Origin of the sequence: Syntrophomonas sp. DTU019 (assembly GCA_913757435.1) — a bacterium.
GTDB lineage: Bacteria > Bacillota > Syntrophomonadia > Syntrophomonadales > Syntrophomonadaceae > DTU019.
The window spans coordinates 408,443-432,628 of record CAJYDM010000002.1 but is presented as its reverse complement, the minus strand read 5'-3'; the positions used below and the strand labels follow the sequence as shown (position 1 = coordinate 432,628).

At 51.1% G+C, this 24,186-nt stretch carries 19 protein-coding genes; 5 read left to right on the top strand and 14 right to left on the bottom strand.

Annotation, left to right across the window (positions count from 1 at the left end; translation table 11 throughout):
- Window positions 1-61 precede the first annotated feature (61 nt).
- The gene (locus AC15IQ_RS07605; protein ID WP_483178350.1) at window positions 62-991 is read right to left on the bottom strand and encodes a stalk domain-containing protein; all 930 of its coding nucleotides are present in this window, start codon (window positions 989-991) and stop codon (window positions 62-64) included.
- 389 nt (window positions 992-1,380) lie between these two features.
- Here AC15IQ_RS07605 and AC15IQ_RS07600 point away from each other — a divergent pair, with 389 nt between their 5' ends.
- Together AC15IQ_RS07600 and AC15IQ_RS07595 are read left to right on the top strand one after the other, a co-directional pair.
- Window positions 1,381-3,453, top strand: a complete 2,073-nt coding sequence (locus tag AC15IQ_RS07600) for an ATP-binding protein (RefSeq protein WP_483178348.1) — start codon at window positions 1,381-1,383, stop codon at window positions 3,451-3,453.
- Between the two features lie 100 nt (window positions 3,454-3,553).
- Window positions 3,554-4,384 (top strand): DegV family protein, encoded by an 831-nt coding sequence (locus tag AC15IQ_RS07595; protein WP_483178345.1) that lies wholly within the window; start codon window positions 3,554-3,556, stop codon window positions 4,382-4,384.
- 48 nt (window positions 4,385-4,432) lie between these two features.
- On the opposite strand, the gene AC15IQ_RS07590 is transcribed toward AC15IQ_RS07595, so the two are convergent.
- Window positions 4,433-5,956: a methylenetetrahydrofolate reductase C-terminal domain-containing protein gene (locus tag AC15IQ_RS07590; protein WP_483178619.1), complete on the bottom strand. Its 1,524-nt coding sequence runs from the start codon at window positions 5,954-5,956 to the stop codon at window positions 4,433-4,435.
- A 290-nt stretch (window positions 5,957-6,246) separates the two neighbouring features.
- On the opposite strand from AC15IQ_RS07590, the gene AC15IQ_RS07585 reads away from it, so the two are divergent.
- Complete coding sequence (locus AC15IQ_RS07585; protein ID WP_483178343.1) at window positions 6,247-8,013, top strand: bifunctional homocysteine S-methyltransferase/methylenetetrahydrofolate reductase; 1,767 nt, start codon at window positions 6,247-6,249, stop codon at window positions 8,011-8,013.
- A gap of 150 nt (window positions 8,014-8,163) precedes the next feature.
- On the opposite strand, the gene icd is transcribed toward AC15IQ_RS07585, so the two are convergent.
- The 11 genes from icd to AC15IQ_RS07530 form a co-directional block, all read right to left on the bottom strand.
- Window positions 8,164-9,438, bottom strand: coding sequence for an NADP-dependent isocitrate dehydrogenase (gene icd / locus AC15IQ_RS07580; protein WP_483178341.1), 1,275 nt, complete (start codon window positions 9,436-9,438; stop codon window positions 8,164-8,166).
- Window positions 9,439-9,647: 209 nt separating this feature from the next.
- Window positions 9,648-10,148: a 3-isopropylmalate dehydratase small subunit gene (locus AC15IQ_RS07575; protein ID WP_483178340.1), complete on the bottom strand. Its 501-nt coding sequence runs from the start codon at window positions 10,146-10,148 to the stop codon at window positions 9,648-9,650.
- 17 nt (window positions 10,149-10,165) lie between these two features.
- On the bottom strand, window positions 10,166-11,422 hold the full coding sequence (locus AC15IQ_RS07570; RefSeq protein WP_483178338.1) for a 3-isopropylmalate dehydratase large subunit: 1,257 nt from the start codon (window positions 11,420-11,422) through the stop codon (window positions 10,166-10,168).
- Complete coding sequence (gene nifV / locus AC15IQ_RS07565; RefSeq protein ID WP_483178336.1) at window positions 11,403-12,596, bottom strand: homocitrate synthase; 1,194 nt, start codon at window positions 12,594-12,596, stop codon at window positions 11,403-11,405. The genes AC15IQ_RS07570 and nifV overlap by 20 nt, the downstream gene beginning before the upstream one ends.
- Window positions 12,597-12,659: 63 nt before the next feature.
- Window positions 12,660-14,111 (bottom strand): Asp-tRNA(Asn)/Glu-tRNA(Gln) amidotransferase subunit GatB, encoded by a 1,452-nt coding sequence (gatB, locus tag AC15IQ_RS07560; protein ID WP_483178335.1) that lies wholly within the window; start codon window positions 14,109-14,111, stop codon window positions 12,660-12,662.
- Window positions 14,111-15,565: an Asp-tRNA(Asn)/Glu-tRNA(Gln) amidotransferase subunit GatA gene (gene gatA / locus AC15IQ_RS07555; protein ID WP_483178333.1), complete on the bottom strand. Its 1,455-nt coding sequence runs from the start codon at window positions 15,563-15,565 to the stop codon at window positions 14,111-14,113. Before gatA ends, gatB begins: the two co-directional genes overlap by 1 nt.
- 11 nt (window positions 15,566-15,576) lie before the next feature.
- On the bottom strand, window positions 15,577-15,861 hold the full coding sequence (gene gatC / locus AC15IQ_RS07550; RefSeq protein WP_483178331.1) for an Asp-tRNA(Asn)/Glu-tRNA(Gln) amidotransferase subunit GatC: 285 nt from the start codon (window positions 15,859-15,861) through the stop codon (window positions 15,577-15,579).
- A 96-nt stretch (window positions 15,862-15,957) separates the two neighbouring features.
- Complete coding sequence (locus tag AC15IQ_RS07545) at window positions 15,958-16,674, bottom strand: DUF554 domain-containing protein (protein WP_483178330.1); 717 nt, start codon at window positions 16,672-16,674, stop codon at window positions 15,958-15,960.
- A gap of 92 nt (window positions 16,675-16,766) precedes the next feature.
- Entirely contained in the window at window positions 16,767-17,606 is an 840-nt protein-coding gene (locus tag AC15IQ_RS07540) for a DegV family protein (protein WP_483178328.1), read from the bottom strand.
- Window positions 17,607-17,681: 75 nt separating this feature from the next.
- The gene (gene ligA, locus AC15IQ_RS07535) at window positions 17,682-19,691 is read right to left on the bottom strand and encodes an NAD-dependent DNA ligase LigA (RefSeq protein ID WP_483178326.1); all 2,010 of its coding nucleotides are present in this window, start codon (window positions 19,689-19,691) and stop codon (window positions 17,682-17,684) included.
- Between the two features lie 19 nt (window positions 19,692-19,710).
- Window positions 19,711-21,804, bottom strand: coding sequence for an ATP-dependent helicase (locus AC15IQ_RS07530; protein WP_483178324.1), 2,094 nt, complete (start codon window positions 21,802-21,804; stop codon window positions 19,711-19,713).
- Between the two features lie 437 nt (window positions 21,805-22,241).
- Between AC15IQ_RS07530 and AC15IQ_RS07525 the strand changes: the two genes are divergently transcribed.
- Both AC15IQ_RS07525 and AC15IQ_RS07520 read left to right on the top strand, forming a co-directional pair.
- Complete coding sequence (locus AC15IQ_RS07525; RefSeq protein ID WP_483178322.1) at window positions 22,242-22,928, top strand: DUF1287 domain-containing protein; 687 nt, start codon at window positions 22,242-22,244, stop codon at window positions 22,926-22,928.
- A gap of 83 nt (window positions 22,929-23,011) precedes the next feature.
- Window positions 23,012-23,422 (top strand): Smr/MutS family protein, encoded by a 411-nt coding sequence (locus AC15IQ_RS07520; RefSeq protein WP_483178320.1) that lies wholly within the window; start codon window positions 23,012-23,014, stop codon window positions 23,420-23,422.
- Between the two features lie 87 nt (window positions 23,423-23,509).
- Here the strand turns inward: AC15IQ_RS07520 and AC15IQ_RS07515 are convergent, their stop codons facing one another.
- On the bottom strand, window positions 23,510-24,052 hold the full coding sequence (locus AC15IQ_RS07515; protein WP_483178318.1) for a phosphatase PAP2 family protein: 543 nt from the start codon (window positions 24,050-24,052) through the stop codon (window positions 23,510-23,512).
- Window positions 24,053-24,186 lie beyond the last annotated feature (134 nt).

Below are 24,186 nucleotides of genomic sequence, written 5' to 3'. Positions count from 1 at the left end.
ACGGTTCTGTGACACAAATGGAAGGTTTGGAACCGTCTGCTGTCACTTCCTCTGTCACTTCTCACATTGCCTTTAACCTGCCTATCTCTTGTTTCAGCAACTGATTCTCTATCTGCAATCTCTGAACCTGTTCCTCTAGGCTCAGTCCGCTCTTGGGTGTATTGCTAAAGGCTTTGTAGTAGTAGTCCAGCAATATGCTCTCCCCATAACCGACTCCAGGCACAGCCCAGCGCCCATTCAGATCGCTCCATTCCGGTGCGATACCGCGGGGAACCAGAACAAAGCGCGGGTCCAGCAGGGTTTTGCCAGCCGGCAGTTTTTTACTGCAGGCATAGGCATACAAGTGCTGGATATGAGCCTCTACCCCATCCGCAGGGGTGGAAAATATCGCGCCGTGTACGCCGTTCTCAAAGCGCACCCGGTTGGGGTCGGCACCCCTGAGGTCTTCTGCGCCGGTGGCAGCCTGACCGGTTGCGGACAGACCGCAATAATTATTCTGGTAGGGCTGAACCAGACCGCCATATTTCCACCATCCGGTCTCTTTGGCAGCCTGACAAAAGGCAATGTCTCCACGGATGCCATATTCAGCCCCGATGCGCAGATACAACGCCGGCAGTTCACGGGGAGCCTGCGGGTTGTTCTTTACCATAAGGGCCAGCAATTGGTCAGCGCTGAGTGTGGACTGCCCCATAATGCCCAGATTTTCTGCCTGAGTAGGAGTTGTCCCACTGACCGGCGTAGCAGGACTGCTGATCAGTACATGATAATTGGCGGCATCCCACTGTACATCCATCCCCAGTCCCTCACTGATGGCGCGAAGGGGCACCATGGTCCGTCCGTCGATTATCACCGGAGCTACGTCGCATTTTACTTGGCGGCCATCCAAAAAGATGGTTACGGCCCGCTGGGCCAATGCCAGGGGCGGTATGAACAGCAAACCGGCGGCTATTAATAAGACAGCCAGAACGGCCAATGATTTCTTGGAACGCATTATTAAACCTCCTTTTTTTGGGGTACGGTTCTTTTGCCCTTATTGGGGGACGCAAGAACCGCACCCCCAAAATAAAAAGAACCTCCCATACATACTGGTGTATACGCACCACTATTATGGATATTTCACTATATTATTTATAATTCCTGCCAAATTGAGAGTTATTTCGCCGCGGCCCTTGCGCCACGCCCGTCTGATCCCCAATATCTGCAGGCCGACTGTGCTATTATCCAGCAATTGACTTATTTATACAGGCTTCGTCAGTATAACATAAAAAAAACGCCTGTTTACGCCCATAAGCAGACATATTTTTCAAGGCCGATACTGTATATTATTAGATACCTCCTTTTTCGGGGAGATTTTGATTATTCTAGCGGAGGGCGGGAATTATGTCATATTGGGCTTATAAATGGGGGACTATAATCGCGCTTTTTCTCCTTGGCGGCCTAATTGTATCGATACTGTATCCCCTTGATTTGACCCCCGGATCTGCAGGCTATAACAATGGCCTGCCAGCTGCACTACTTGCGGCTGCCATGCTGCCAGCCTGGTTGGCTATTAGGGCACAATCGGGCCATGAAAAGCACTGCAGTCCGTCTGCACCCCCCCGCTCCCCTTGGAGCGACCCTTTGGGCTCCACTCTCTCCATAATACTTGACCAATTGCCTGAAGCCTTGCTGCTGATGGGGCTTGATAATATAGTGTGCTACCAGAATAACACCGCCAGGCAGCTGTTTGGACTGGGTGAGGGTGCTAAACTGGATGAAGAAGGCATAGCCCGGATATTGTCGCTGCCATTGCCAGAATTGCGCCCCATTTATGATGCCTGTAGACCTGGCAGTCATTTTGAACTGGAAGGGAAACGCCTGGTGCAAGGCCAGGAAAGACTGTTCAAATATAAGATCAGTGTAATCGAGGAAGGCTCACAGACCTACCGATTGATAAGTGCCATCGATGTAACTGAAGTGATGATGATTCGGCTTGAGACAGACTCCTCCAACAGTTATAACAACCAGTTTCTGGCCAATATCAGCCACGAGGTCAGAACCCCTATGATTGGCGTCTTGGGCGCTGTGGATCTGTTGGAGCAGAGCCCCTTAAACCCTAAACAAGTTGAGCATTTAAATATTATCCGGGAATGCAGCGAGCAGCTCTTAACTATTATCAATGCCTTACTGGATGTATCTAATATCGAAACTGGCCAGGTGGAAGTCTCCCCCACCAGTTGCCGCATCCGCGCCTTTCTAAGCCGGTGCCTCAAAACAGTGGAACCCTTATTAAAGGCCAAAGCTCTGAAGGTGCAGATGCAGGTGGACGAAGAATTACCGGAAACGGTATTGCTGGATCAAGCCAAAATGCAGCACATCATTACCAATATTCTCGGCAATGCGGTGAAGTTCACGCAGCACGGCTCCATATCCATTAGCGCCCGGCGGAGCGGTGATAATGCCTCTTGCCGCCTGCTGCTGACAGTACAGGATACTGGTATAGGCATTACTCCAGAAGCGTTGCCGCAGATATTTGCCCCTTTCACTCAGGCAGATAGTTCTTCTACCCGTGAATATGGGGGCACCGGATTGGGACTGTATATCTGCCAGCAGCTGGCCAATTTGATGGGCGGGTCCATCCGGGTGGAAAGCCAGCCCGGGGTGGGCAGCACTTTCTATATCGAGGTTCCCTTGCACGAAGCTGCACCGCCGAGTAACTTGGAGAGTAATGAAGAATACCCCTTTAGAGATTCCGGTGAGGTGCTGGGATTCGAAGCGCCGCGAGTACTTCTCACTGAAGACAATTTATTGAACCAGAAAATCGTGGCACAGATGTTATACAATTATGGTTTTCACTGTCAAGTGGCGGCAAACGGCCTGGAATGCCTGGAAGCTCTGCATCGGGAATTTTTTGATGTGGTTCTTTTGGACATGCAGATGCCGGTTATGGATGGTTACGAAACCGCAGCCATGATTCGTCAGGATCCCAGTCTGAGCCAGATCCCAGTTATAGCCGTGACCGCCCACTCCATGGTGGGTGACCGCGAGAAATGCCTGGCCAGCGGCTGCGATGATTATATCAGCAAGCCCTTTAAAGCCAGAGAGTTAGCGGAAATGATCACCCGGCATCTGCAAAGCCGGAGTCGGGACGCTGCCGTGCAGAGTGACAGTTCGATCATCAATGAACTGATGCCAGAATTGCTGGAGATGCTGGGGGAGATGCTGGAATCCCTCTATGCCTGCTGGCAGAAGAAAGACCTGGCCGGCTTACAGAGCCTGGGCCACGATATCAAAGGGACCGCCGGTATGTATGGTTTGAGCGAGATCTCCCAGTTGGCCGCGCAACTGGAAAAAGCCGCCCGGGAGCATGAGTACTCGGCAATATCGGCTTTGATCAGTCAATTGGATGATAAGTACGGACAGGTCAGAGTGGAGTGCCTGGCACACAATGCGGAAAGGCTGGTATTCTATTGATAATATACTTTTTAAAATATTGACAGTTGCTGACTGTTCAATTATATTTACCATCATATATATTTACCATCATACTCAATACGAAGGGAACAGTTTATACATGGCGATAAGAATTATCACAGATAGCACTGCTTATCTGCCCGAGGCTGTGCTTAAACGCGAGGAGATTCAAGTAGTCCCGTTGAATGTCATGATGCAAGGCAAACCATACCGGGAAGGCATTGACCTCAGCAATCGGGAATGCTATCAGGCCATGCGCACCCAGCCGATTTTCCCTACCACCTCACAGCCTTCAGCAGGTGATTTCTTAGATGTTTACAACACTCTTGCACCCGGGGATGAAGCCCTGGTGATCGTAATATCCTCACGGCTTTCAGGAACCTGGCATTCTGCCGAATTAGCCCAGGGGCTTTTAGACAGGACCGACGTGACCATACATGTAATCGATTCCTGGTCCTCTACCATTGGATTGGCTCTGCAGATCATGCGGGTTTGCGAGATGCGCCAGGCGGGCTGCAACACCGAGGCCATCCTGGCTGAATTGAAAAAACTGATCCCCAGGACCAACATATTTTTTGTAGTGGATGATTTGGAATACCTGTCACGGGGTGGGCGTATAGGGGCTGCCGCCAAATATTTCGGCAACATGCTGCAAATCAAGCCCATACTTTATCTTAAAGAGGGAAAAATCGATGTGTTTGACAAAATCCGCACCAAGCAGAAAGCCGTAACGCGCATTGTCGAGGCTTTCAGGGAGCTGTCGCCACAGGTGCAGAATTTGGCGGTTACTCATGTAGACGCCCCTGATGAAGCCGAAGAATTGCGGCAGCGCTTGAGCGAGATTTATTCCGGTAACATATATGTACAGGAATCCGGTCCTGTGATCGGTGCCCATGTAGGACCGGGCACCATCGGCCTGTCTTATTATTAATGCCAACAGACGCATCTGGGGCTGGTTGTCCTGATGCGTCTGCCCATTTTACTCATCTTTTTTGCCGACAGCGGAGTGGTCGCGGCCGGTAAAATAATTATACCAGGCTGAGGTATGATACAGATCCCAGTTAACCGGCGGTACATAAAGATTTTCCAGTTTGCTCTCTTCCCGGTAAGCCTTGAGCATGGCATAGGCTTTTACCCAAATACATTTTTTTTGCTGAGGATATACCTCGCACCAGCCGTTATAACTGCCGCCGCAAGCACCATTGCGTTGATTTTTGGGGCATTGCGCCATGGGGCACAGATAAGCAATATCCAGCAAGGCGCAGTCACCGCAATCCTGGCAGCCGTTGCCGATCACCTTCAGCAAGTGCTCAAGCCGGTATTTTTCGGGGTTTTCATACCCTTTATAGTACTTTACCATGATGGGGAACAGATTACCGCCAGGCGTGAACATTACATGATGGAACCAGCGCATCAAGCGGTGATTTGCACTAACCGGATACTCAGGCGCTAAACCGGTTCGGTTGACTGGTGTCTTGGTATTTAGCCCGTTGGCACGATCTGGTTCAAAATAATAAAAGCCGTTTTGCTGAGGGTAATCGAACTCAGGTATCAGCTTGATCCAATCAGAACTGAGTTCTTCCCCTTTTTCGATGATGTACTTAACCTGTTCATATTTGAGATTGTGCCCCCCCAGGTGCACCCCGTCAAAGCCCATCCCTTTCATAAAGGCGTACATTTTAGCGGCCCGCAGCAGGCGAGCCCCCACACCTTTGTCCTCCTCATGCCGTTCCTGGTCTATTTGCGCCAAAAGCGCATCAGTGACCACGCTGCCCGGCAGTTGGTTGGAGTTCATCATCTTAGCAGCGCCGAAAGGAAGCACATAAATGTTGCCTATTACTGGCAGTTCAGGGCGGTAAAGCTTTACAAACTGCAAGACCTCATGAAATTTGCGGGCATCGAAACCGAGCTGAGTAATTACAAAACGGGCTCCGTGATCGATCTTTTTCTTAAGTTTATAATACTGTACCATCAGTTCGGCTTCATTGGCTTTAAATGGTGAAACCACGCAGCCAGCGAAAAAGCGGGTAGGCTGGCACGGGTTGGCCCCCGCCGAGGATAGACTAGCGCCGTTATTCAAACTCTGTATCAAATCCAGCAGCTGCACCGGGTCCAGATCGAAAACCGGTTTCGGTCGGCCTTTAAATCCACTGGTGGGGTAGTCGCCGCTCATGACCAGGAGGTTTTCCACCCCGGCCCGCTCCAGAGCGTATAACTCGGATTCGATTTGATTGCGGTTTTTGTCTTTACAGGTAAAATGGATCACGGCCTCTATGCCCAGCTTTTCAATCTCCATCCCCAGGCAGGCAGCTGACAGGGCGGGCCGCCCCCCTGGATTATCGGTGATCGTCACCGCATGAATCCTGCTGTCAGCGGCGGCCTGTTCAGCCGCTTTTACCGCATCTTGCTGGGATTTTTCATATGCTCCCCGGCCTGGCACCAATTCCCAGGTAACACAGAAACTATCTTTATTTAATAACGATTCTGCAAAGCGGCTGTTGATCTCTCTCACTTCCTTTTAACAACTGCCCTGAAGGGCATAAACCAAAAAATTCAGGCGATTACCACCAAGCCCAGGAGCCAATGATTGTCCCCAGGCAGGATATATTGAATTATAACATAATTCGATTATGATCTTTATGAATCGCGATCAGCCCTGTAGCCGGGCTCATAGTTGAACCGCTATGCACAAATGTTTACCAATATAAAAATACAGTAGGGTATAATATACGGATAGTCGATATTTAAACCTGGCCTAGGTCATGGGATTCTGCAAGAAAGGTATCAATCGCCATGAAACATTCAATCGAACCGCCTTACATTTTTGATGGCGCCATGGGAACTTATTATGCCAGCCGGGCCGTGAATCCGATAACCCCGTGTGAACTGGCCAATCTGTACGACCCAGCCACTATATTGAGCATCCATCGTGAATATATCTCAGCCGGTTGTCAGGCCATTAAGACCAATACCTTTGGGGCTAACCGGTTTGGCCTGAATAGCGATTTTGATACTGTCAGAGAAGTCATCTGCCAGGGTTATCATCTGGCCGAAGAGGCTGTACGCGGTACTCAGGTGCAGGTATTCGCCGACATTGGTCCCATACCAGAGGATGATACCAACGACATTGGGAAAGAGTACCTGGAAATTGCGGATGTATTCCTGAATATGGGAGCGTCACACTTTATATTTGAAACCTTTAGCAGTGCTGATTATTTGCTGGAAGTTACCCAATATATTAAAGAAAAAGCCCCCCAGGCTTATATACTGATAGAATTCGCTGTGTCACCGGAGGGTTTGACCCGAATGGGCCTATCCGGCCACCAGCTGCTGGAAAATGTATGGCAATGGCCCAGCATCGATGCCTGTGGCTTTAACTGCTATTCCGGACCTTCCCATTTATTAGAATACATCAAAACCTTCGACATTCGGGACAAAATCATCTCGGTCATGCCCAATTCAGGCTATCCCACCACGGTTAACAACCGCATGTACTTCAATAACAGCAAGGAATATTTCGCTGCCAAAATGCTGGAGCTGGCCAGACAAGGAGTCGCCATCCTGGGGGGTTGCTGCGGCACAACTCCGGCCCACATCAGCGAAACCGTGGCCCGCCTTAAAGGCCTGGCAGTGGAAGAAATCCTGCCCGGCCCCGCTCAGCCTCAAGCGATCAAGGTCAGGCTCCCCTTGGAGAATCCGCTCTTGGATAAAATCAAACGGGGTGAAAAGGTGCTCGCTGTAGAGCTGGACCCGCCTATTGACACAGACATAGACTTCTTTATGGAAGGAGCGCTGCTTCTCAAACAAGCCGGGGTAGATGCTATTACCATTGCCGACTGCCCCCTGGCCAGGGCCAGGGTGGACAGCAGTCTGATGGCCTGCAAATTGAAAAGAGAACTGGATATTACCCCTATTCCCCATATGACCTGCCGGGACCGCAATATCAACGCCACCAAAGCCCTCTTGCTGGGACTTAGCATCGAAGGTATCAACAATGTTTTAGTAGTCACCGGGGACCCTATTCCCACCGCCCAACGCGACGAAATCAAGGGGATATTCAGTTTCAATTCGGCTGTACTGGCAGGTTATATACGTAATCTGAACGAAACCGTGTTTTCGTCCCCTTTCAATATTTGCGCAGCCTTAAATGTAAATGCCAGAAATTTCGGCAGCCAGCTGCAGCGGGCTCAAAAGAAAATCGATCAGGGCGTGACTATGTTCCTGACCCAACCGGTGCTGAGTCAGCAGGCGGTGGAAAATATAAAAAAGGCCCGAGAGCAGTTAAACGCCAATATTCTGGGAGGCATTTTGCCTATCATGAGCCACCGCAATGCCTGCTTCATGAACAATGAGGTAGCGGGCATATATGTTGCGGAGGAAATCGTGGAACAATACCAAGATATTCCCAGAGAAGAAGCCCACCGCCTGGCGGTGCAGGTATCCATAGATATGGCCAGCCAGATATATGATTATGTAGATGGATATTATCTGATAACGCCTTTTAAGCGCGTCGATATCATTACCGCCATAATAACCGGGATATGCCATATGACTGCTTGATGCAGGCACTTCCGGCCTATTTTGCGGCACCAGGACACAGAATATCTTCGTCGCTGACACAGAGGCATAGGGACGGTTCTTTTGCCTGTTTTTCGGAGAAACAGGCAAAGAACCGTCCCTATGCCTCTGTGCCTCGTAATGTCACCGGTCCTACATATTCTTAATCAATGCATCCGCAAACTGCGAACACTTGACTTCAGTTGCTCCTTCCATCAAACGGGCAAAATCATAGGTAACCACTTTATCGGCGATGGTTTTCTCCATAGCTGCCACAATTAAGTCGGCGGCCTCATGCCACTGCAGGTGGCGCAGCATCATCTCCCCGGACAGTATTACCGAGGAAGGATTTACTTTATCCAGACCGGCGTACTTCGGTGCGGTGCCATGGGTAGCCTCAAATATGGCGTGGCCGGTCACATAGTTGATATTAGCTCCGGGGGCAATGCCGATGCCCCCTACCTGAGCGGCCAGGGCGTCGGAGATATAATCCCCGTTTAGATTCAAGGTGGCTACAACATCGAATTCACGCGGGCGGGTTAGTATCTGCTGCAAGAAAATATCCGCGATGGCGTCTTTTATTATGATTTTACCGGCCTTTTCCGCGTCGGCCTGAGCTTTGTCCGCAGCTTCGCTGCCCTGTTCATCCTTGATGCGGTCGTATTCTGCCCAGGTAAAGACCTTTGGACCGAATTCATTCTCGGCCAGCTCATAACCCCAATTCTTAAATGCGCCTTCGGTGTATTTCATGATATTGCCCTTGTGCACCAGGGTCACACTCTTGCGCCCATTCTCCACAGCATATTGGATAGCAGCCCGCACCAGGCGCTTGCTGCCTTCCTCGGATACCGGCTTGATGCCCATGCCTGAACTTTCCGGGAAGCGAATCTTGGTCACTCCCAGTTCCTGCTGCAGGAAATCGATCAGCTTTTTGGCTTCGGCTGAGCCGCGGGAATACTCGATACCGGCATAGATGTCCTCAGTATTTTCGCGGAAAATAACCATATCGGTATCCTCAGGCCTTTTCACCGGGGAAGGTACTCCCGGGAAATAGCGTACCGGCCGCAGGCAAACATACAGGTCCAGTTCCTGGCGCAAGGCCACGTTTAAAGAACGAATGCCCCCGCCGATGGGAGTGGTCAAAGGCCCTTTGATAGCTATGATATACTCGCGGATCACATCTAAAGTAGCAGCCGGCAGCCATTCCCCGATCAGGTCGAAGGCTTTTTCCCCGGCCAGGACCTCATGCCATACGATCCGGCGGCGCCCCCCATAGGCCTTGTTGACCGCCGCATCCAAGACCCGGGAAGCTGCCGCCCAGATGTCAGGACCGGTACCATCCCCAATTATAAAGGGGATAATAGGATGGTCGGGAACGTTTAAAACGCCGTCTTTAACCGTGATCTTCTCACCTGCGGTCAGAGTCATAAATAGATAACCTCCTCGTCAAATAGCCAAAATTGGCAAGGGTTGATATTAATCACTTTTATGCTTGAGAGTTTTTCATAAATTTAGAAAATCATATTTGCATCCTGAGGCGAAGCTGAAGAATCTTAAGATCCTTCAGCTTCGCCTCAGGATGACAGTCATAATTGCATCATAATATGCTAGAAAGGCTTATCAAGCAGAACTCTCACCTAATCGAAATTGAAAGTTCCATACTTTCTAAAGTGTTCAACCAGCCCTCCCTCAGAGAGGATCTTTAGCATCACCGCCGGCAGCGGGGTGGTGGGTATGTCGATATTTTTGGTCAGGTTGCGCACCACTCCGGCCTCTAAATCAATATCCAATTCGTCACCGGCATCGATCAGGTCAGTGTTGCATTCCACCAATGGCAAGCCGGTATTGATGCAATTGCGATAGAATATACGGGCAAAGGATTTGGCCAACACCGCGCTGATATCGGCGTTGATTATCGCCAGAGGGGCCTGTTCGCGTGATGATCCGCAGCCAAAGTTGCGGCCTGCCACGATAAAATCGCCACTCGCAACCTTGCTGTAAAAGTCGGGATCAAGGTCTTCCATAACATGTTTAGCCAATTCCTTCATATCCAGGGTCTTAAACTTGTGTCTTCCTGAGATGATATAATCGGTGTTGACATCATCCCCGAATTTATGGCTGTAACCGCGTAAACTCACCAGTTTGCCCTCCTCACCTATTTAATAAATTCACGGGGGTCAGTAATGGAGCCGGTCAATACCGAGGCTGCCACTGTAGCCGGAGATGCCAGATATATGAATGCTTTGTTGTTGCCCATGCGGCCTTTGAAGTTGCGGTTGGCGGTAGATATCACATTCTCACCATCTGAGGGCACACCATTGTGGGTGCCCACACAGGGACCGCAGCCAGGGGTAACCACTGCCGCGCCGGACTCCACAAAGGTCTCCAACAGCCCCTCACGAATGGCCTGCAACATCACCTGCCGCGAGGCAGGAGCTACGATGAGCCGAACCCCGGGGCATACTTTACGGCCTTTTAGAATCGAGGCGGCTATGCGCAGATCCTCGATGCGGCCGTTGGTGCATGTCCCGATGACCCCCTGTTGAATGGGAATACCGGTGACTTCCGATACCGGTGATACATTATCCACGGTGTGCGGTTTGGCCACCTGCGGTTCCAGATTGGATACGTCGTATTCTTTGATGCGGGCATAAACTGCGTCAGAGTCGGCAGTTACCGGAGCGAAAGGCCTGCCGCTTTGATTTTCCACCCACTCCCGGGTCTTGTCATCGGCTTCCATCAGGCCAACCTTGGCACCCATTTCAATCGCCATATTGCTGATAGTGAAGCGGGCTTCGATAGATAAGGCATCAATGGCCGGTCCCACATATTCGGCAGCCATGTAAGTAGCTCCATCCGCGGTCACGTCGCCGATCAGGTAGAGTATCAGGTCTTTGGAATAAACCCCTGGCGGCAGGGTGCCATTGACGATGAATTTGAAGGTTTCAGGAACCTTGAACCAGAGTTTGCCGGAAATCAAACCTGCTGCCAAGTCGGTCGATCCCACCCCGGTGGAAAAGGCGTTTATAGCTCCATAGGTACAGGTATGTGAGTCTGCTCCGATAACCAGATCTCCGGAGACCACATGGCCCTTTTCCGGCATCAGTTGGTGACACACCCCTTCGCCGATATCATACAGGAAGATGCCCTGCTGGGATGCAAACTGACGCATCTGGTAATGCAGCTCAGAAACCCCTTGCAAAGGGCTGGGAGAGCTATGGTCTATGACCATGGCGATCTTGGCCGGGTCAAAGACCTTTGTAGCCTCCATTTCCTGAAAGGCCTGAATGGCCAGTGGTGAAGTGCCGTCCTGGCCCATCACGAAGTCCAGATCTGCCACCACGATGTCATTGGCTTTGGCATCTACTCCGCTTTTTAAGGATAAAATCTTCTCAGCTATTGTCTTTCCCAAACCGGTCCCCTCTTCCTTTGATATGATCTTCATAAATATACATCAATTCCTTGTCGAAAAGTGAGCGTTTAAGGTCGATGGCCAACTGGCGCACCTTTACCAGCATCTCTTCAGCTTCTCTTTTAGACAATTCGATACCATATTCTTTGTTAAATTTAGAGGCTATTGCAGCCGAACCGGAATGCTTGCCGATCACGATCTGCCTCTCCAGACCGACTTCCTCCGGCGAGAACACCTCATAAGTGAGGGGGTTCTTTAAGACCCCGTCGCCATGTATGCCAGACTCATGGCAGAATATATTCTGCCCAACAATAGGTTTGCTGACCGGCAATATCCTTCCTGAAGCCCGAGCCACGTATTCAGCGACTTCCCTGAAGATCATGGTATTGTAAGGCACTTCCATCTGCAAAAGGTACTTTAAGACCATGATCATTTCCTGCAGGCAGGTGTTGCCGGCCCGTTCTCCCAATCCGTTTATGGTCACCCCTACATAATTGGCCCCGGCAGATATCCCGGCCAATGCATTGGCGGTAGCCATGCCGAAATCGTTGTGGGTGTGCATCTCCACATTGATACCCACTGCATCGATCAGAGTCTTGATATAGCGGTAAGCCCGAAGTGGAGTCAAAATGCCCACCGTATCACAGAACCTCAAGCGGTCCGCCCCGGCATGCTTGGCCACCAGGGCGAATTCAGTCAAAAACTCCGGATCGGAACGAGAGGCATCTTCAGCATTGACTGACACATACAGGCCCTTATCTTTGGCAAATTCACACGCCTGACGCATCCGCTCCAAGACATCCTGCCGGGTAGTCTGCAGTTTGTGCTCAATGTGAATATCTGATGTAGAAATCGATATAGCTACGGCATCGACACCGCAGCAGATGGATTCCTGGATATCGGAGATCACTGCGCGGTTCCAAGCCATTATGCTGGCCTTCAGACCCAGATCTACAATCTGTTTGATGCACTGCTTTTCAGAACCGCCCATCACCGGTATTCCGGCTTCGATCTGATCCACCCCGATACTATCAAGGAATCTGGCGATCCTTACCTTCTCCGCGTTGGCAAAAACCACCCCGGCGGTCTGTTCACCATCACGCAGGGTAGTGTCAACAATGTTGATTTTAATGCCTTCTTGTTTAAACCATTCCCGCCCCATACTATTATCCATAAATCCACTCCTCTTTTCATGGTCCGGGTGTTTTCCCCTTCATATACTTCTGTATATCCAATACTATTCAGCGGATAAACATTTGTCGATCAACTGGTTGACCAGTGTCGGGTTGGCCTGGCCTTTAGTGGCCTTCATGATTTGACCCACCAAAAAACCAGCTGCTTTCTGTTTTCCGCCCCGATAATCTTCAACTACTTTGGGATTGGCTTTCAAAACCTCTTCGATCATTGCTATCAAGGTATCCTGATCAGATATCTGGGCCAGGCCCTTTTCTTTCACAATCTGCGCCGCAGGCTTTCCGCTGGCAAACATCTCGGCGAATATGTCTTTGGCCATTTTGCCGCTGACTGCACCCTCATCGATCATTTTCAGCAGTTCGGCCAGATGCTCCGGTGAGAATCTGCATTCCGTAATTTGGAGATTGCTCTGGTTGAGGAATTTGTTCAGTTCGCCCATCATCCAGTTGGCCACCGCTTTAGGCTGAGCAAAGGCTGCCACACACCTATCAAAAAAGGCCAGATACTCCGGAGAAGAAGTCAAGATGGATACATCATATGCCGACAGGCCATACTTTTCCATCAACCTCAGTTGAGCCTGTTGAGGAAGTTCAGGCATACTGCGGGCTACGCTTTCCACCCATTCACGCGGTATGACCAGGGGAGGCAAGTCCGGATTGGGGAAATACCTGTAATCTTGAGCTTCTTCCTTGCTGCGCATGGAGCGGGTGACCTGTTTCTCTTCATCCCAGGTGCGGGTTTCCTGCACTAACACCTCGCCGTCATCAAGAGCCTCCATCTGACGCCGCGCTTCATATTCGATAGCTTTCTCCAGGGAGCGAAAAGAATTGAGATTCTTGATCTCGACGCGGGTACCCAGTGCCTGCTCTCCCCAGGGTCTGACCGAAACGTTGGCATCACAGCGCAATGAACCCTCCTCCATCTTGCAGTCCGAAACCCCGGCGAATAGCATGGTCGAACGCAGTTTTTCCAGGTACTGACGCGCTTCCGCAGCCTGGCGCATGTCAGGCATTGAAACAATCTCTAGCAACGGCACCCCGCAGCGGTTCAGGTCAACCAGTGAATACGCAGTCTCAGTGATACTGCCTTGATGCACCAGTTTTCCGGCATCCTCTTCTATATGGGCGCGGTTGATGCCTATCCGTTTGGGCTTGCCGTCAACGTATATGTCCATATAGCCATTGCTGCAGATGGGCCGGTCATACTGCGAGACCTGATAGGCATTGGGCAGATCAGGATAGAAATAGTTCTTGCTGTCAAACTTGGTGTAGGACGCGATTTCACAGTTCAACGCCAGACCGGCGCGGATGGCGTATTCCACCACCTGCTGGTTCAACACCGGCAGCGCGCCGGGAAAACCCGAGCATATAGGGCACACATTGGTATTCGGTTCAGCCCCGAAGCGGTTGGAACAGCCACAGAAAATCTTGGTCTTGGTCTTTAGTTCAACATGCACTTCCAACCCGATCACTATCTCATAATCATAAGCTTTCATTATCTCACCCTCCTGCCAGGCCTGGACAGATGGAAACTGGTAGCTTGCTCGAAGGCATAAGCCGCCTTGAGCATGGTCGGCTCGTCAAACGGTTTGCCGATTAAGTGCATTCCAACCGGCATTTCCTGAACGAAACCGCAGGGAATTGACATCCCGGGCAGACCGGCCATATTTGTGGACCCGGTCAAGATGTCGTTCATGTACATGGTCAGCGGATCTCCGCTTTGCGCCCCCAGTTCAAAGGCTACGGTAGGAGCGGTGGGGGCGACTATGACATCGTAATTTTCAAATACCTTATCGAAATCATTCTTCAACAGGCGTCTCACCTTTAGGGCCTTGAGGTAATAGTCCTCGTAATACCCAGCACTCAAAGCATGCGTCCCCAGTAAAATGCGGCGTTTAACATCGGTCCCGAAGCCCAGGCCACGGCTTTGCGAATACATATCCACCACATTGTCTGCGGAGAAATCACGCAAACCGAATCTGACCCCGTCGTATTTGCCCATATTGGCGCTGGCCTCGGCACAGGCGATGAGGAGAAAAGCCGGCAGAGCGTATTCGCTGTGGGGCAGCGACACTTCATCGATGATAGCTCCCAGGGATTCATAGGTTTTCAAAGCCTCCATAACACAGGCCTTGACATGCTGATCTATCCCGGCCTGGAAATATTCCCGGGGATAGGCGATTTTCAAGCCTTTTATGTCAGCTTTGAGGCTGGCTGAATAATCAGGAACCTCCAAAGCCACACTGGTCGAATCTGATGGATCTTTTCCCGCAATCGCCTGCAGAACCAGGGCACAATCGGTTACATCGCGGGTTATAACCCCCACCTGATCCAGCGAAGAGGCGGAACCTATCACTCCCCAGCGGGAAACCCGGCCATAGCTGGGTTTAAGGCCCACCACCCCGCAAAACGATGCAGGTTGACGGATGGAGCTTCCGCTGTCAGTTCCGAGACTGAAGAGAATTTCTCCCGCAGCTACAGCAGCCGCAGAACCTCCTGATGATCCCCCCGGCACCCGGTTGTGATCCCAGGGGTTACGGGTGGGAAAAAAGGCTGATAATTCGGTAGAGTTGCCCATGGCAAACTCATCCATATTCATTTTCCCCATCAGGATGGCATCGGCCTCACTCAGGCGGCGGGCCGCGGTGGCATCGTAGAAAGGCACATAATTCTCCAACATCCTGGAGGCACAGGTGGTCTTGATCCCACTGGTACAGAAATTATCTTTCAAGCCATAAGGTATGCCTGCCAGGCCCTGATATTCGCCCTTTTTATCTAAATTGCGAGCGGCCTTCAAGGCATCATCCTCTAAGAGAGTTATAAAAGCCTTGACCTCTGCTTCGACCTCTGCGATCCGCTCCAGGCAGGATTTTATTATCTCTTCTGAGCTGGTTTGCTTGCTTTGCAGGAGATTTTTCAATTCGTGAACCGATAAATCATTAAGCTTCACCTTATAACCCCCTAAATTATCTTGGGCACCCGGTACTGCCCGTCTTCTGCCATAGGGGCATTGGCGAACATGTCTTCCCGGTCAGGACTGCCTATCACCACATCTTCACGAAAGACGTTGGATACGGGCAATATATGATCCAATGGTTGGATATTGTCGGTCTGAAGCGATTTCAAGCGATCAGCATAGTTCAGGACCAGACCCAGCTCCAGGGCGAATTGTTCCTTTTCGCTCTGGTTCAGGCTGATACGAGCCAGCATAGCCACATGTTCAACCTCTGCTATGGTTAGAGCCATTCTCTTTTTCCCCCGCTTCGCATAAAAATTTATCACCATATTATATCATTATATCCATCTCAGGTACACTAAACCCTGCAACAACATTGCCTTTGCCTAATACCCCAACGCAGCCATGATCCAAATCATAAGCGGGGCCAGCAACAGAGCGGGCAAGAGGTTGGCGATGCGTATTCTGGTCACACCAACAATATTCAGTCCCAGGGCGCTGATGATCAGCCCCCCTAAAGAAGTGATAGTGTTCATCATCAGATCGTTTAAGACAGGCTGTATCCATACCGCACCCAAACTTATGCTGCCCTGATATATCAATACCGGCACAGCGGAGAAAATCACGCCCAAACCATAGTTGGCGCTCAATATCAGGGCAAATATCCCGTCCAACAAGGCCTTTACAGTCAAAACGTCATAATTGCCGGTAAGTCCGTCTTCCAATGCCCCCACAATTCCCATCGCACCGACACAGAACAACAGGCTGGCGGAAATAAAGCCCTCGGTAAAATGGTTTCCAGCGTTTTTCAAGGATTTTTGTACACTCTCGCCCCACCGCTGCAAGCCCTGATCCCATTGCAGCCGTTCTCCGATAGCAGCCCCTAAAGCCAGGCTGGCACCCAAAACCGCCCACTGATCGGCCTTCAACGCATATTGCAAGCCAATTGCCACCACCACCATGCCCAAGCCGTCCTGAATAGTGCGGTTGTAGTTCTCTGCTATGCCCCTGCGGAACAATAGCCCCAACATGCCTCCCAGGACGATGGCGGCAGCATTTATCACCGTTCCCCACATGGTCGCTCCCCCATTTATAAACGCCAACAAGCTTGTCTACTCTTAAAGAAAATATAACCCCTCCTGAAGACAACCAATAAAAAAACTCCCTCATTGAGGGAGAGCAGCTGTGGTCTTCCTCAAGATTCAAAGAATATGGCGTAGGTTCCCAATCCGACATGGGCGCCTATCACCGGGCCGATTTCCCCGACTATGATTTCCCTGGGCTTAAACCGGGATTGAATGGACTCAAAAAGGTATGCGGCGGTTTCCGGGCTTCCGGCATGGCTCACTCCCACCGTCTGCTGAGACAGATTGGCTCCTTTTTGCTCCATTATATCCAGCATTTTGCGCAAGGCTGATTTATGTCCCCGGGCCTTATTCAGCGGCATTATGTAACCGTCGTGGTCGAAATGCAAAATAGGTTTGATGTCTAAGACATTGGCCAGGGTGCCTTTGCTGCGAGAGATGCGCCCTCCCTTGATGAGGTACTCCATTTTTCCTACCGTGAAAATGCATTGCATCTTCTCCCGCATTTCCTCCATTCGTTCCAGTATGGCCTCCAGGTCATGTCCGCTCTCGGCCATGCGGGCCGCCTCTAAAACCAGCAGTCCGCATCCTACTGAAGCCTTGCGGGTATCGAATACCGTCAGGCGAGGATCGTCAAGCATTTTCTGTGCTAGCTGTGCACCTTGAAAAGTGCCTGATATACCTGATGAAAAGTGCAAGGCCAGGACCTGTGAACCTTCCTCCAGGGCTTGCCGGTAGACCCGGGTAAGTTCCTCCAGAGTAGGCTGGGTGGTGGAAGGCAGAATGGGTGAAGACTCCATCAGTTCATAAAATTCTTGATTGCTCAGTTCCCCGGGCTGATATACCCTTTCCTCGAAGCGCACCAGTAGCTGTACTAAACCTATATTATATTGCTCGATGACATCATAAGGCAGATCACAGCAGCTGTCGGCTACAATTTTTACTCCCATGTGCGTAAACCCCACCAATCTATTAATGCCCACGATGTGCTTATTATACCTTAAATATATGGGTACAGACAGATACTAATTACTTGTATACAAACTACGTTCCGCTTCTATTAATGCAATCAAGGAGGCTTCATCCAGCAAGGTGATACCCAATTGCAGCGCCTTGTCATATTTGCTGCCGGGATCATCGCCAACCACCACATAATCGGTCTTCTTGCTCACACCGGACGAAACCCGTCCACCCAGTTCCTCAATCATCTGGGTGGCTTCGCTGCGGGACAATGAGGGCAAAGCCCCGGTCAATACAAAACTCTTGCCTGTCAGTGGCAGTGGCCCCGGCGCGGTTTTGGCTGCAGTTATGTTTAAGCCTGCGGCTTTAAGCTTTTCAACCGTGGCCCGGTTGCGCGGCTCGGCAAAGAAACCGGTGATGCTCTCGGCGATCCTGGGGCCGATTTCTGGGATCTGCACCAATTGCTCCACCGTCACATGGTAATACTGATCCATGTGCCCATAGTGCCTGCTTAAAATTTTAGCGTTCTTGGGACCAACATGGCGAATGCCCAGAGCGGTGAGCAGACGGAACAAAGGCTGCTGCCTGCTCTTATCAATGGCATCTAAAAGCTTGGCAGCTGATTTGGGCCCCATCCTCTCCAGTCCCTGCAGCTGCTCCTGATCGAGCTGGTAGATATCCTCCAGCTTCTGCACCAGGCCGCGTTCTACCAGTTGTTCGATAATAGCCGGCCCCATGCCTTCTATATCCATGGCTTCACGGGAGGCAAAGAAGATCAGGCTCTCTTTCAATCGGGCCGGACAATTGATATTCTCGCAGCGGTAGGCTACCTCTCCCCTGGGCCGCACCACCTTACTTTCGCAGGCCGGGCAATTCTCGGGAGGCCTTACTATGAATTCGGTGCCGCAGCGCTTCTCAGGAAAAGATCTGATTATTTCCGGAATGATATCTCCCGCCTTGTGAACCAGGACCAGATCGCCACAGCGTATATCTTTTTCGGCCACCAGATCGAAATTGTGCAGGCTGGCCCGGCTCACCGTAGTGCCTGCCAAAGACACCGGTTCTAATACGGCTGTGGGGGCAATGATGCCGGTTCTGCCTACATTGACCACAATGTCTAAGACTCGGGTTTCTTTCTCTTCCGGAGGAAATTTATAGGCTACCGCCCAGCGCGGGCTCTTGGCGGTCTGCCCCAGCTCTTCCCGCCCCGCCAGGGAATTCAGCTTGACTACCATGCCGTCTATTTCATAAGGCAGTTCATGACGCCTTTCAGTGAATTGTTCGCAATGCTCAAAAACCTCAGCTATATTCCGGCACAGGCGAAATTCTGGGTTCACTGGCAGACCTTGCTCCAGCATCAGAGCAAGCATTTCCTGCTGTGTATTCAGTGTGGCCCCTTCAACATATACCACATCATAGAAATAGGCCGAAAGGGAGCGGGAAGCCGTAATTTGCGGGTTCAGTTGCCGCAGCGAGCCGGCGGCGGCATTTCTGGGATTGGCAAAAGTGCGTTCACCCTTTTCTTCTTTTTCCACATTGAGCCGGGCGAATTCACTCTTGGGCATATACACCTCACCGCGCACTTCCAAACGCGGCAGAGCAGTTTTCAGGGTTAAAGGGATGCTTTTAATGGTGCGGATATTGGCACTGACGTCCTCACCCGTCAGGCCGTTGCCGCGGGTGGCAGCGTGGAGGAACACCCCGTTCTCATAGACCACCAGGACAGACACCCCATCGATCTTCAGCTCGGTGATATAATCAGCCTGGTGCACCATGTTCTGTACACGCTGGTCAAACTGGGCCAGATCAGGGAAGGAAAAGGCGTTGTCCAGGCTTAATAGCGGAAAGCGGTGGGCGATAGTCTTAAATTTATCCAGGATTGCTCCCCCCACTCGCTGAGTGGGAGAATCAATGCTGACTAACTCCGGGTGCGCGTTTTCCAATGCCAGCAGTTCAGCCATCAGGGCATCGAACTCGGCGTCAGTGATGAGCGGGTGGTCAAGCACATAATACTGGTATTCGTGCCGTCTGATCTCATCACGCAGATACTGTATGCGTTCTTTGGGATCTGCCATTTGCCATGCCCCCCGGGATTTAACCGATTTTTTCCAATGGCGCCAGGTCGAGTCTGAGCATGCGCACCCCGGCGCGCTCAAAGTCGATCACTGCGATCTGTCCATCCTCGATGATGGCTGTTATAATGCCCATGCCAAACTTGCGGTGTATGACCTGGTCCCCGGTAGCCAGCTGCCCGGTGACCACCTCCTGTTGATGCGGAGATACCAGGAATTCCTGGGGGATCTCTTTTAAGAAACGCGATGGTGGATTACTGCGTTCATAACCGTACAACAGCCTGCTGACCGAATTGGTGAGGTAAAGCCTTTCCATGGCCCTGGTTATGCCTACATAGCACAACCTGCGTTCCTCCTGTATCTCCTCAGGGGTTTCACTGCGATAAGAGGGAAAAACCCCCTCTTCCATGCCGGTCATGAATACTACCGGGAATTCCAGGCCTTTGGCCCCATGGAAGGTCATCATGCAAACCGTGTCGGAACGGTCCATCTCGTCGGCATCCTGGACCAGGGCCAGCTGAGCCAGGAATTCCTCCAGGCCTTCCCCACCCTGGGCTTCAAACTCCAGAGCCAGGGAACGCAGTTCCTGCAGGTTCTCAATGCGGCTTTCAGCATCAGGAGTATGGCTGTTCCTGAGTTCGTCCAGGTAACCGCTCATATCCAGCACCTGGTCGAGGATTTCTTTAAGTGAGGCTCCAGCCTGGGCCAGGTCGGTAAAAAACCGCATCATGCCATAGAATTCGGTCAGTTTGTCGGCTACCTTGCCGCTTATGCCGGGAATGGAAGAGACCTTGTCCAGTACCTCCATCAGTGACAATCCATGCTCGTTTGCCATGAGATGGATCTTTTCCAGAGTCTTCTCGCCGATGCCCCGGCGGGGCACATTTATTATTCGTTCCAGGCTCAAGCGGTCATTGTAATTACAGGCCAGTTTCAGGTAAGCGATTATATCCTTGACCTCTTTGCGTTCATAGAAACGGCGCGCACCAATAATCTGATATGGTATGTATTTCTTCAGCAAGGCCTCTTCCAAGAGGCGCGACTGGGCATGGGTGCGGTAGAATACGGCCATATCGCTGTAATGGTACCCTTCCCGGTCCACCAGGTCGGAGATGGTGTCGGCCACGAAGCGGGCTTCCTGAAAACTATCCCCGGCGCAGAAATAAACCAGTTTGCCCCCACCCTCTTTTTCGGTATAGAGGCGTTTGTCTTCACGCTCCTCATTGTTGACTATGACCGCATTGGCGGCATCCAGTATAGCCTGGCAGGAGCGGTAATTCTGTTCCAGTTTGATCACCTGGGCCTCAGGATAATCGTTCAAAAAGCGCTTGATGTTAAACGGTTCAGCCCCCCGCCAGCTGTAGATGGATTGATCGGGGTCCCCTACCACAAACAGGTTATGATGCGCCTTGGCCAGCAGCTTCGCCCATCGGTATTGAGCAAAATTGGTGTCCTGATATTCATCGATCATGATGTATTTAAACCAGTTCTGATATTTTTCCAAGACATCGGGATATTCATTGAAAAGCCGCACACACAACAGGATGAGATCCTCAAAATCAAGGGCATTCAGTTCTTTCAAGCGGGCCTGGTAGAGGCGCTGCACCCGGATATACTTTTCCCGCACCGCTGGCGGGGCATGCATAGCAGCGAAAAACTCCTCCGCGGTGCTCATGCTGTTCTTGGCCCTTTTGATCTGATACAGTATGTTTTCCGGCTTGTTCTCGTGATCGTTTTCTTCTTTAAGGATATTTCTGATGATAATCTTACAATCACCGTCATCCATGATCACGAAGTTAGGCTGATATCCCAAAAGGGTGATGTCCATACGCAGAATGCGGTAACAGGCGGCATGGAAGGTCTGGATCCATTGCCCGCTGAAATCAGGAATCAGACGGGCCACACGGGCGCGCATCTCCTGGGCAGCCTTATTGGTGAAAGTAATCGCCATTATGGAATGAGGTGATATGCCCTGAGAGATGAGGTGGGCGATGCGCCGGGTCAAGACCCGGGTTTTGCCGCTTCCGGCCCCGGCCAAAACCATGCAAGGCCCGTCCACATGCAGGACCGCCTCGCGCTGTTGTTCATTCAATTGAGAAATAATATCCTGATTCAAGGGAAAGCTCCTTCTTCCGGGAAGCCCCCGGCTATTATAACCACATCGAAGCGATTGGACATGGCTGTTACCTATCATTAACCCTTATATAATAACACAAGTCCGGCTATTATTCATGGACCGATAAGGCCCTGGGCTCCTTTGGACCGGGGAAGGGGTTACCTCAAGAGCGGTCAGGCTGTCTGTAGCTACGCTTCTTAGGACTGGGAAAGCGGATCATTCCCGCAAAACCTAGGCCCTTACGGGTTGTTACATTCCTTCGGGCTGTGGAGCGGATGATCTATCAACACCCTTTTTGAGCTCAGTACTCCTTTGGGCCTTTTTTGCCCGCTTAAATCTTAAACTGTCTGACATCTCCAACTCCTCATGGGCTTGAAGAATGCCCCGCTTATGATTACAATCCTAATAACGACTGTCTGCTTGAAGGAGAATTTGCATTGCGCCTGCTGTGGAAGAATATCTTAATAGTAGTGGTAGCGATCTTTATTATCGGTTTCGGCCTGACCCGTTTCCAAACCCCGGGGCCATTTTACAGCGGCCTGCCCAGCCAAACCGTCTGGCCCCCTTCTCCGGTGGAGCAAATCCCGGTAGACCAATTAAAGACCCCGGACTTAATTCTCCTCGGAGCTCGGGCCGAAGCTGAGAATGCCACCCGTTATGATGCCTCCTATCAAGCGCTGGCTTACCCCGGCGGGGACGTAGCTCCGGATCGCGGTGCCTGCACCGATGTGGTCATCCGCGCTTATCGCCGGGCGGGGATCGACCTGCAGGTGTCAATCCATGAGGATATGAAGGCCCATTTCAACAAATACCCGCAACAATGGGGTCTAACAGCTCCTGACCACAACATTGACCACCGCCGCGTCCCCAATCAGATGACCTATTTTAAACGGTATGGCCAAAGTCTGGCTTTAAATAATCATGATGATCCACAGTTGTGGCAGTGGGGGGACGTGGTCTACTGGCGCTTTCCCAATGGACTGGAGCACTGCGGGATTATCAGTGACCGACGTAATGAACATGGTATACCTCTGGTGATACACAACGCCAGTGTGTGCAAAGAAGAAGAAGCTTTGTTAAGATGGGAAATTATCGGGCATTACCGCTACCCCGTAAACAATTGAGGCTCAAGGTAATGGTGGATCACGCCCCTATGGGCTTATCTATCACCCGCGATCTCAACAATCGAGGCAGAGGAGTGTAAAAGATGGAAACCCTGGACCTGCATGGCTTAGGCCTCAATGAAGCCCTGGAGAAAACCCGCAATAGCTTACAGTGGTGTTTGGATCATGATGTCGACATCTTAGACATCAACCATGGCAAAGGCCATCACAGCGAACGCAACTTTTCGGTCATCAAAACTGAGGTCAGAAAGCTGCTCAAAACCCTGCCGGAAATAAAAGCCGCGGGCTATAAAGTGGTTTATGGGGAGTCTGATTTTCCGGTTTGTTTGACCTTTGACGCCGGTCACACCCTGGTTGTGGCCAAAGGCCTGGAACAGCAGTACCTGGGCGGGAAGAAAGTCCAAGAAAAAAACCGCCAGATTTATTCAGATGAAGCCCGCCGCCACCGCAAAGCCGCCAAAGAAAGAAATGCCCGCCAGCGCAAGAGCTATTGAACCAGGACCGGAGATGATCAGATCGGCTGCAAGAGGCAGGAAATGTGCAAACTGCCCCCTGATTCATGACTTTACTTCCCACCTGCATCAGTAGTGCCTTCTATCCATCCGGTTATGAGTATGTATCATGACCAGCAGGAATAGGCTGCCGAGAAAAAAGCCTGCCATTACGTCGCTAGAATAGTGCACATTCAGGTATACACGGCTGCAGCCGATTAATAGTATCAATAAGCCAGCTGCAAACTGAACGCCCAACCTTGGCCAGCCTTGCAGATAAAGTGAAAAAATGTAAGCCACAAATCCGTAGAACACCATGGAAAGCATGGCATGACCGCTGGGAAAGCTGTATCCGCCAGCGTAAACCAGGTGCTCGCCCAACGGGCGGACGCGCCCGAATATCAGCTTCAGCAATGCCATAGTAAACCATGCGGCGCTTAACCCCACGTCCAGTATCAGCATGGTTTGCCAATGCCGCTTTATCAGCAGCATTATTGAAACCAGGGAGCAGAGCACGATGATGGTGGCTGAATTCCCTAACGAGGTCATCCAGGTGAAGAACGTTATCAGCTCCGACTGATGGTTTGCGCTTACCCAGTATTGTATATTGTGGTCCCAAGCCTTCATACTCATGATCAGCTTTTCAAGCATATTTCGTCAGATTCCCCTTTAATTGAGCCACTGGCTACTTTCTCTAAACATTGTACTCTTGCTCATATTCCTGCTTCAAGCCCAACGCCGCCTTAAAACCGCATCCACCGCACTCC

What these genes read in the sequence shown, in the direction of transcription:
- AC15IQ_RS07605 (WP_483178350.1), bottom strand. Translation starts at nt 991, where the DNA reads ATGCGTTCCAAGAAATCATTGGCCGTTCTGGCTGTCTTATTAATAGCC.
- AC15IQ_RS07595 (WP_483178345.1), top strand. Translation starts at nt 3,554, where the DNA reads ATGGCGATAAGAATTATCACAGATAGCACTGCTTATCTGCCCGAGGCT.
- AC15IQ_RS07600 (WP_483178348.1), top strand. Translation starts at nt 1,381, where the DNA reads ATGTCATATTGGGCTTATAAATGGGGGACTATAATCGCGCTTTTTCTC.
- AC15IQ_RS07540 (WP_483178328.1), bottom strand. Translation starts at nt 17,606, where the DNA reads ATGGGAGTAAAAATTGTAGCCGACAGCTGCTGTGATCTGCCTTATGAT.
- AC15IQ_RS07515 (WP_483178318.1), bottom strand. Translation starts at nt 24,052, where the DNA reads ATGAGTATGAAGGCTTGGGACCACAATATACAATACTGGGTAAGCGCA.
- gatB (WP_483178335.1), bottom strand. Translation starts at nt 14,111, where the DNA reads ATGAAAGCTTATGATTATGAGATAGTGATCGGGTTGGAAGTGCATGTT.
- AC15IQ_RS07520 (WP_483178320.1), top strand. Translation starts at nt 23,012, where the DNA reads ATGGAAACCCTGGACCTGCATGGCTTAGGCCTCAATGAAGCCCTGGAG.
- ligA (WP_483178326.1), bottom strand. Translation starts at nt 19,691, where the DNA reads ATGGCAGATCCCAAAGAACGCATACAGTATCTGCGTGATGAGATCAGA.
- gatC (WP_483178331.1), bottom strand. Translation starts at nt 15,861, where the DNA reads ATGGCTCTAACCATAGCAGAGGTTGAACATGTGGCTATGCTGGCTCGT.
- icd (WP_483178341.1), bottom strand. Translation starts at nt 9,438, where the DNA reads ATGACTCTGACCGCAGGTGAGAAGATCACGGTTAAAGACGGCGTTTTA.
- nifV (WP_483178336.1), bottom strand. Translation starts at nt 12,596, where the DNA reads ATGGATAATAGTATGGGGCGGGAATGGTTTAAACAAGAAGGCATTAAA.
- AC15IQ_RS07585 (WP_483178343.1), top strand. Translation starts at nt 6,247, where the DNA reads ATGAAACATTCAATCGAACCGCCTTACATTTTTGATGGCGCCATGGGA.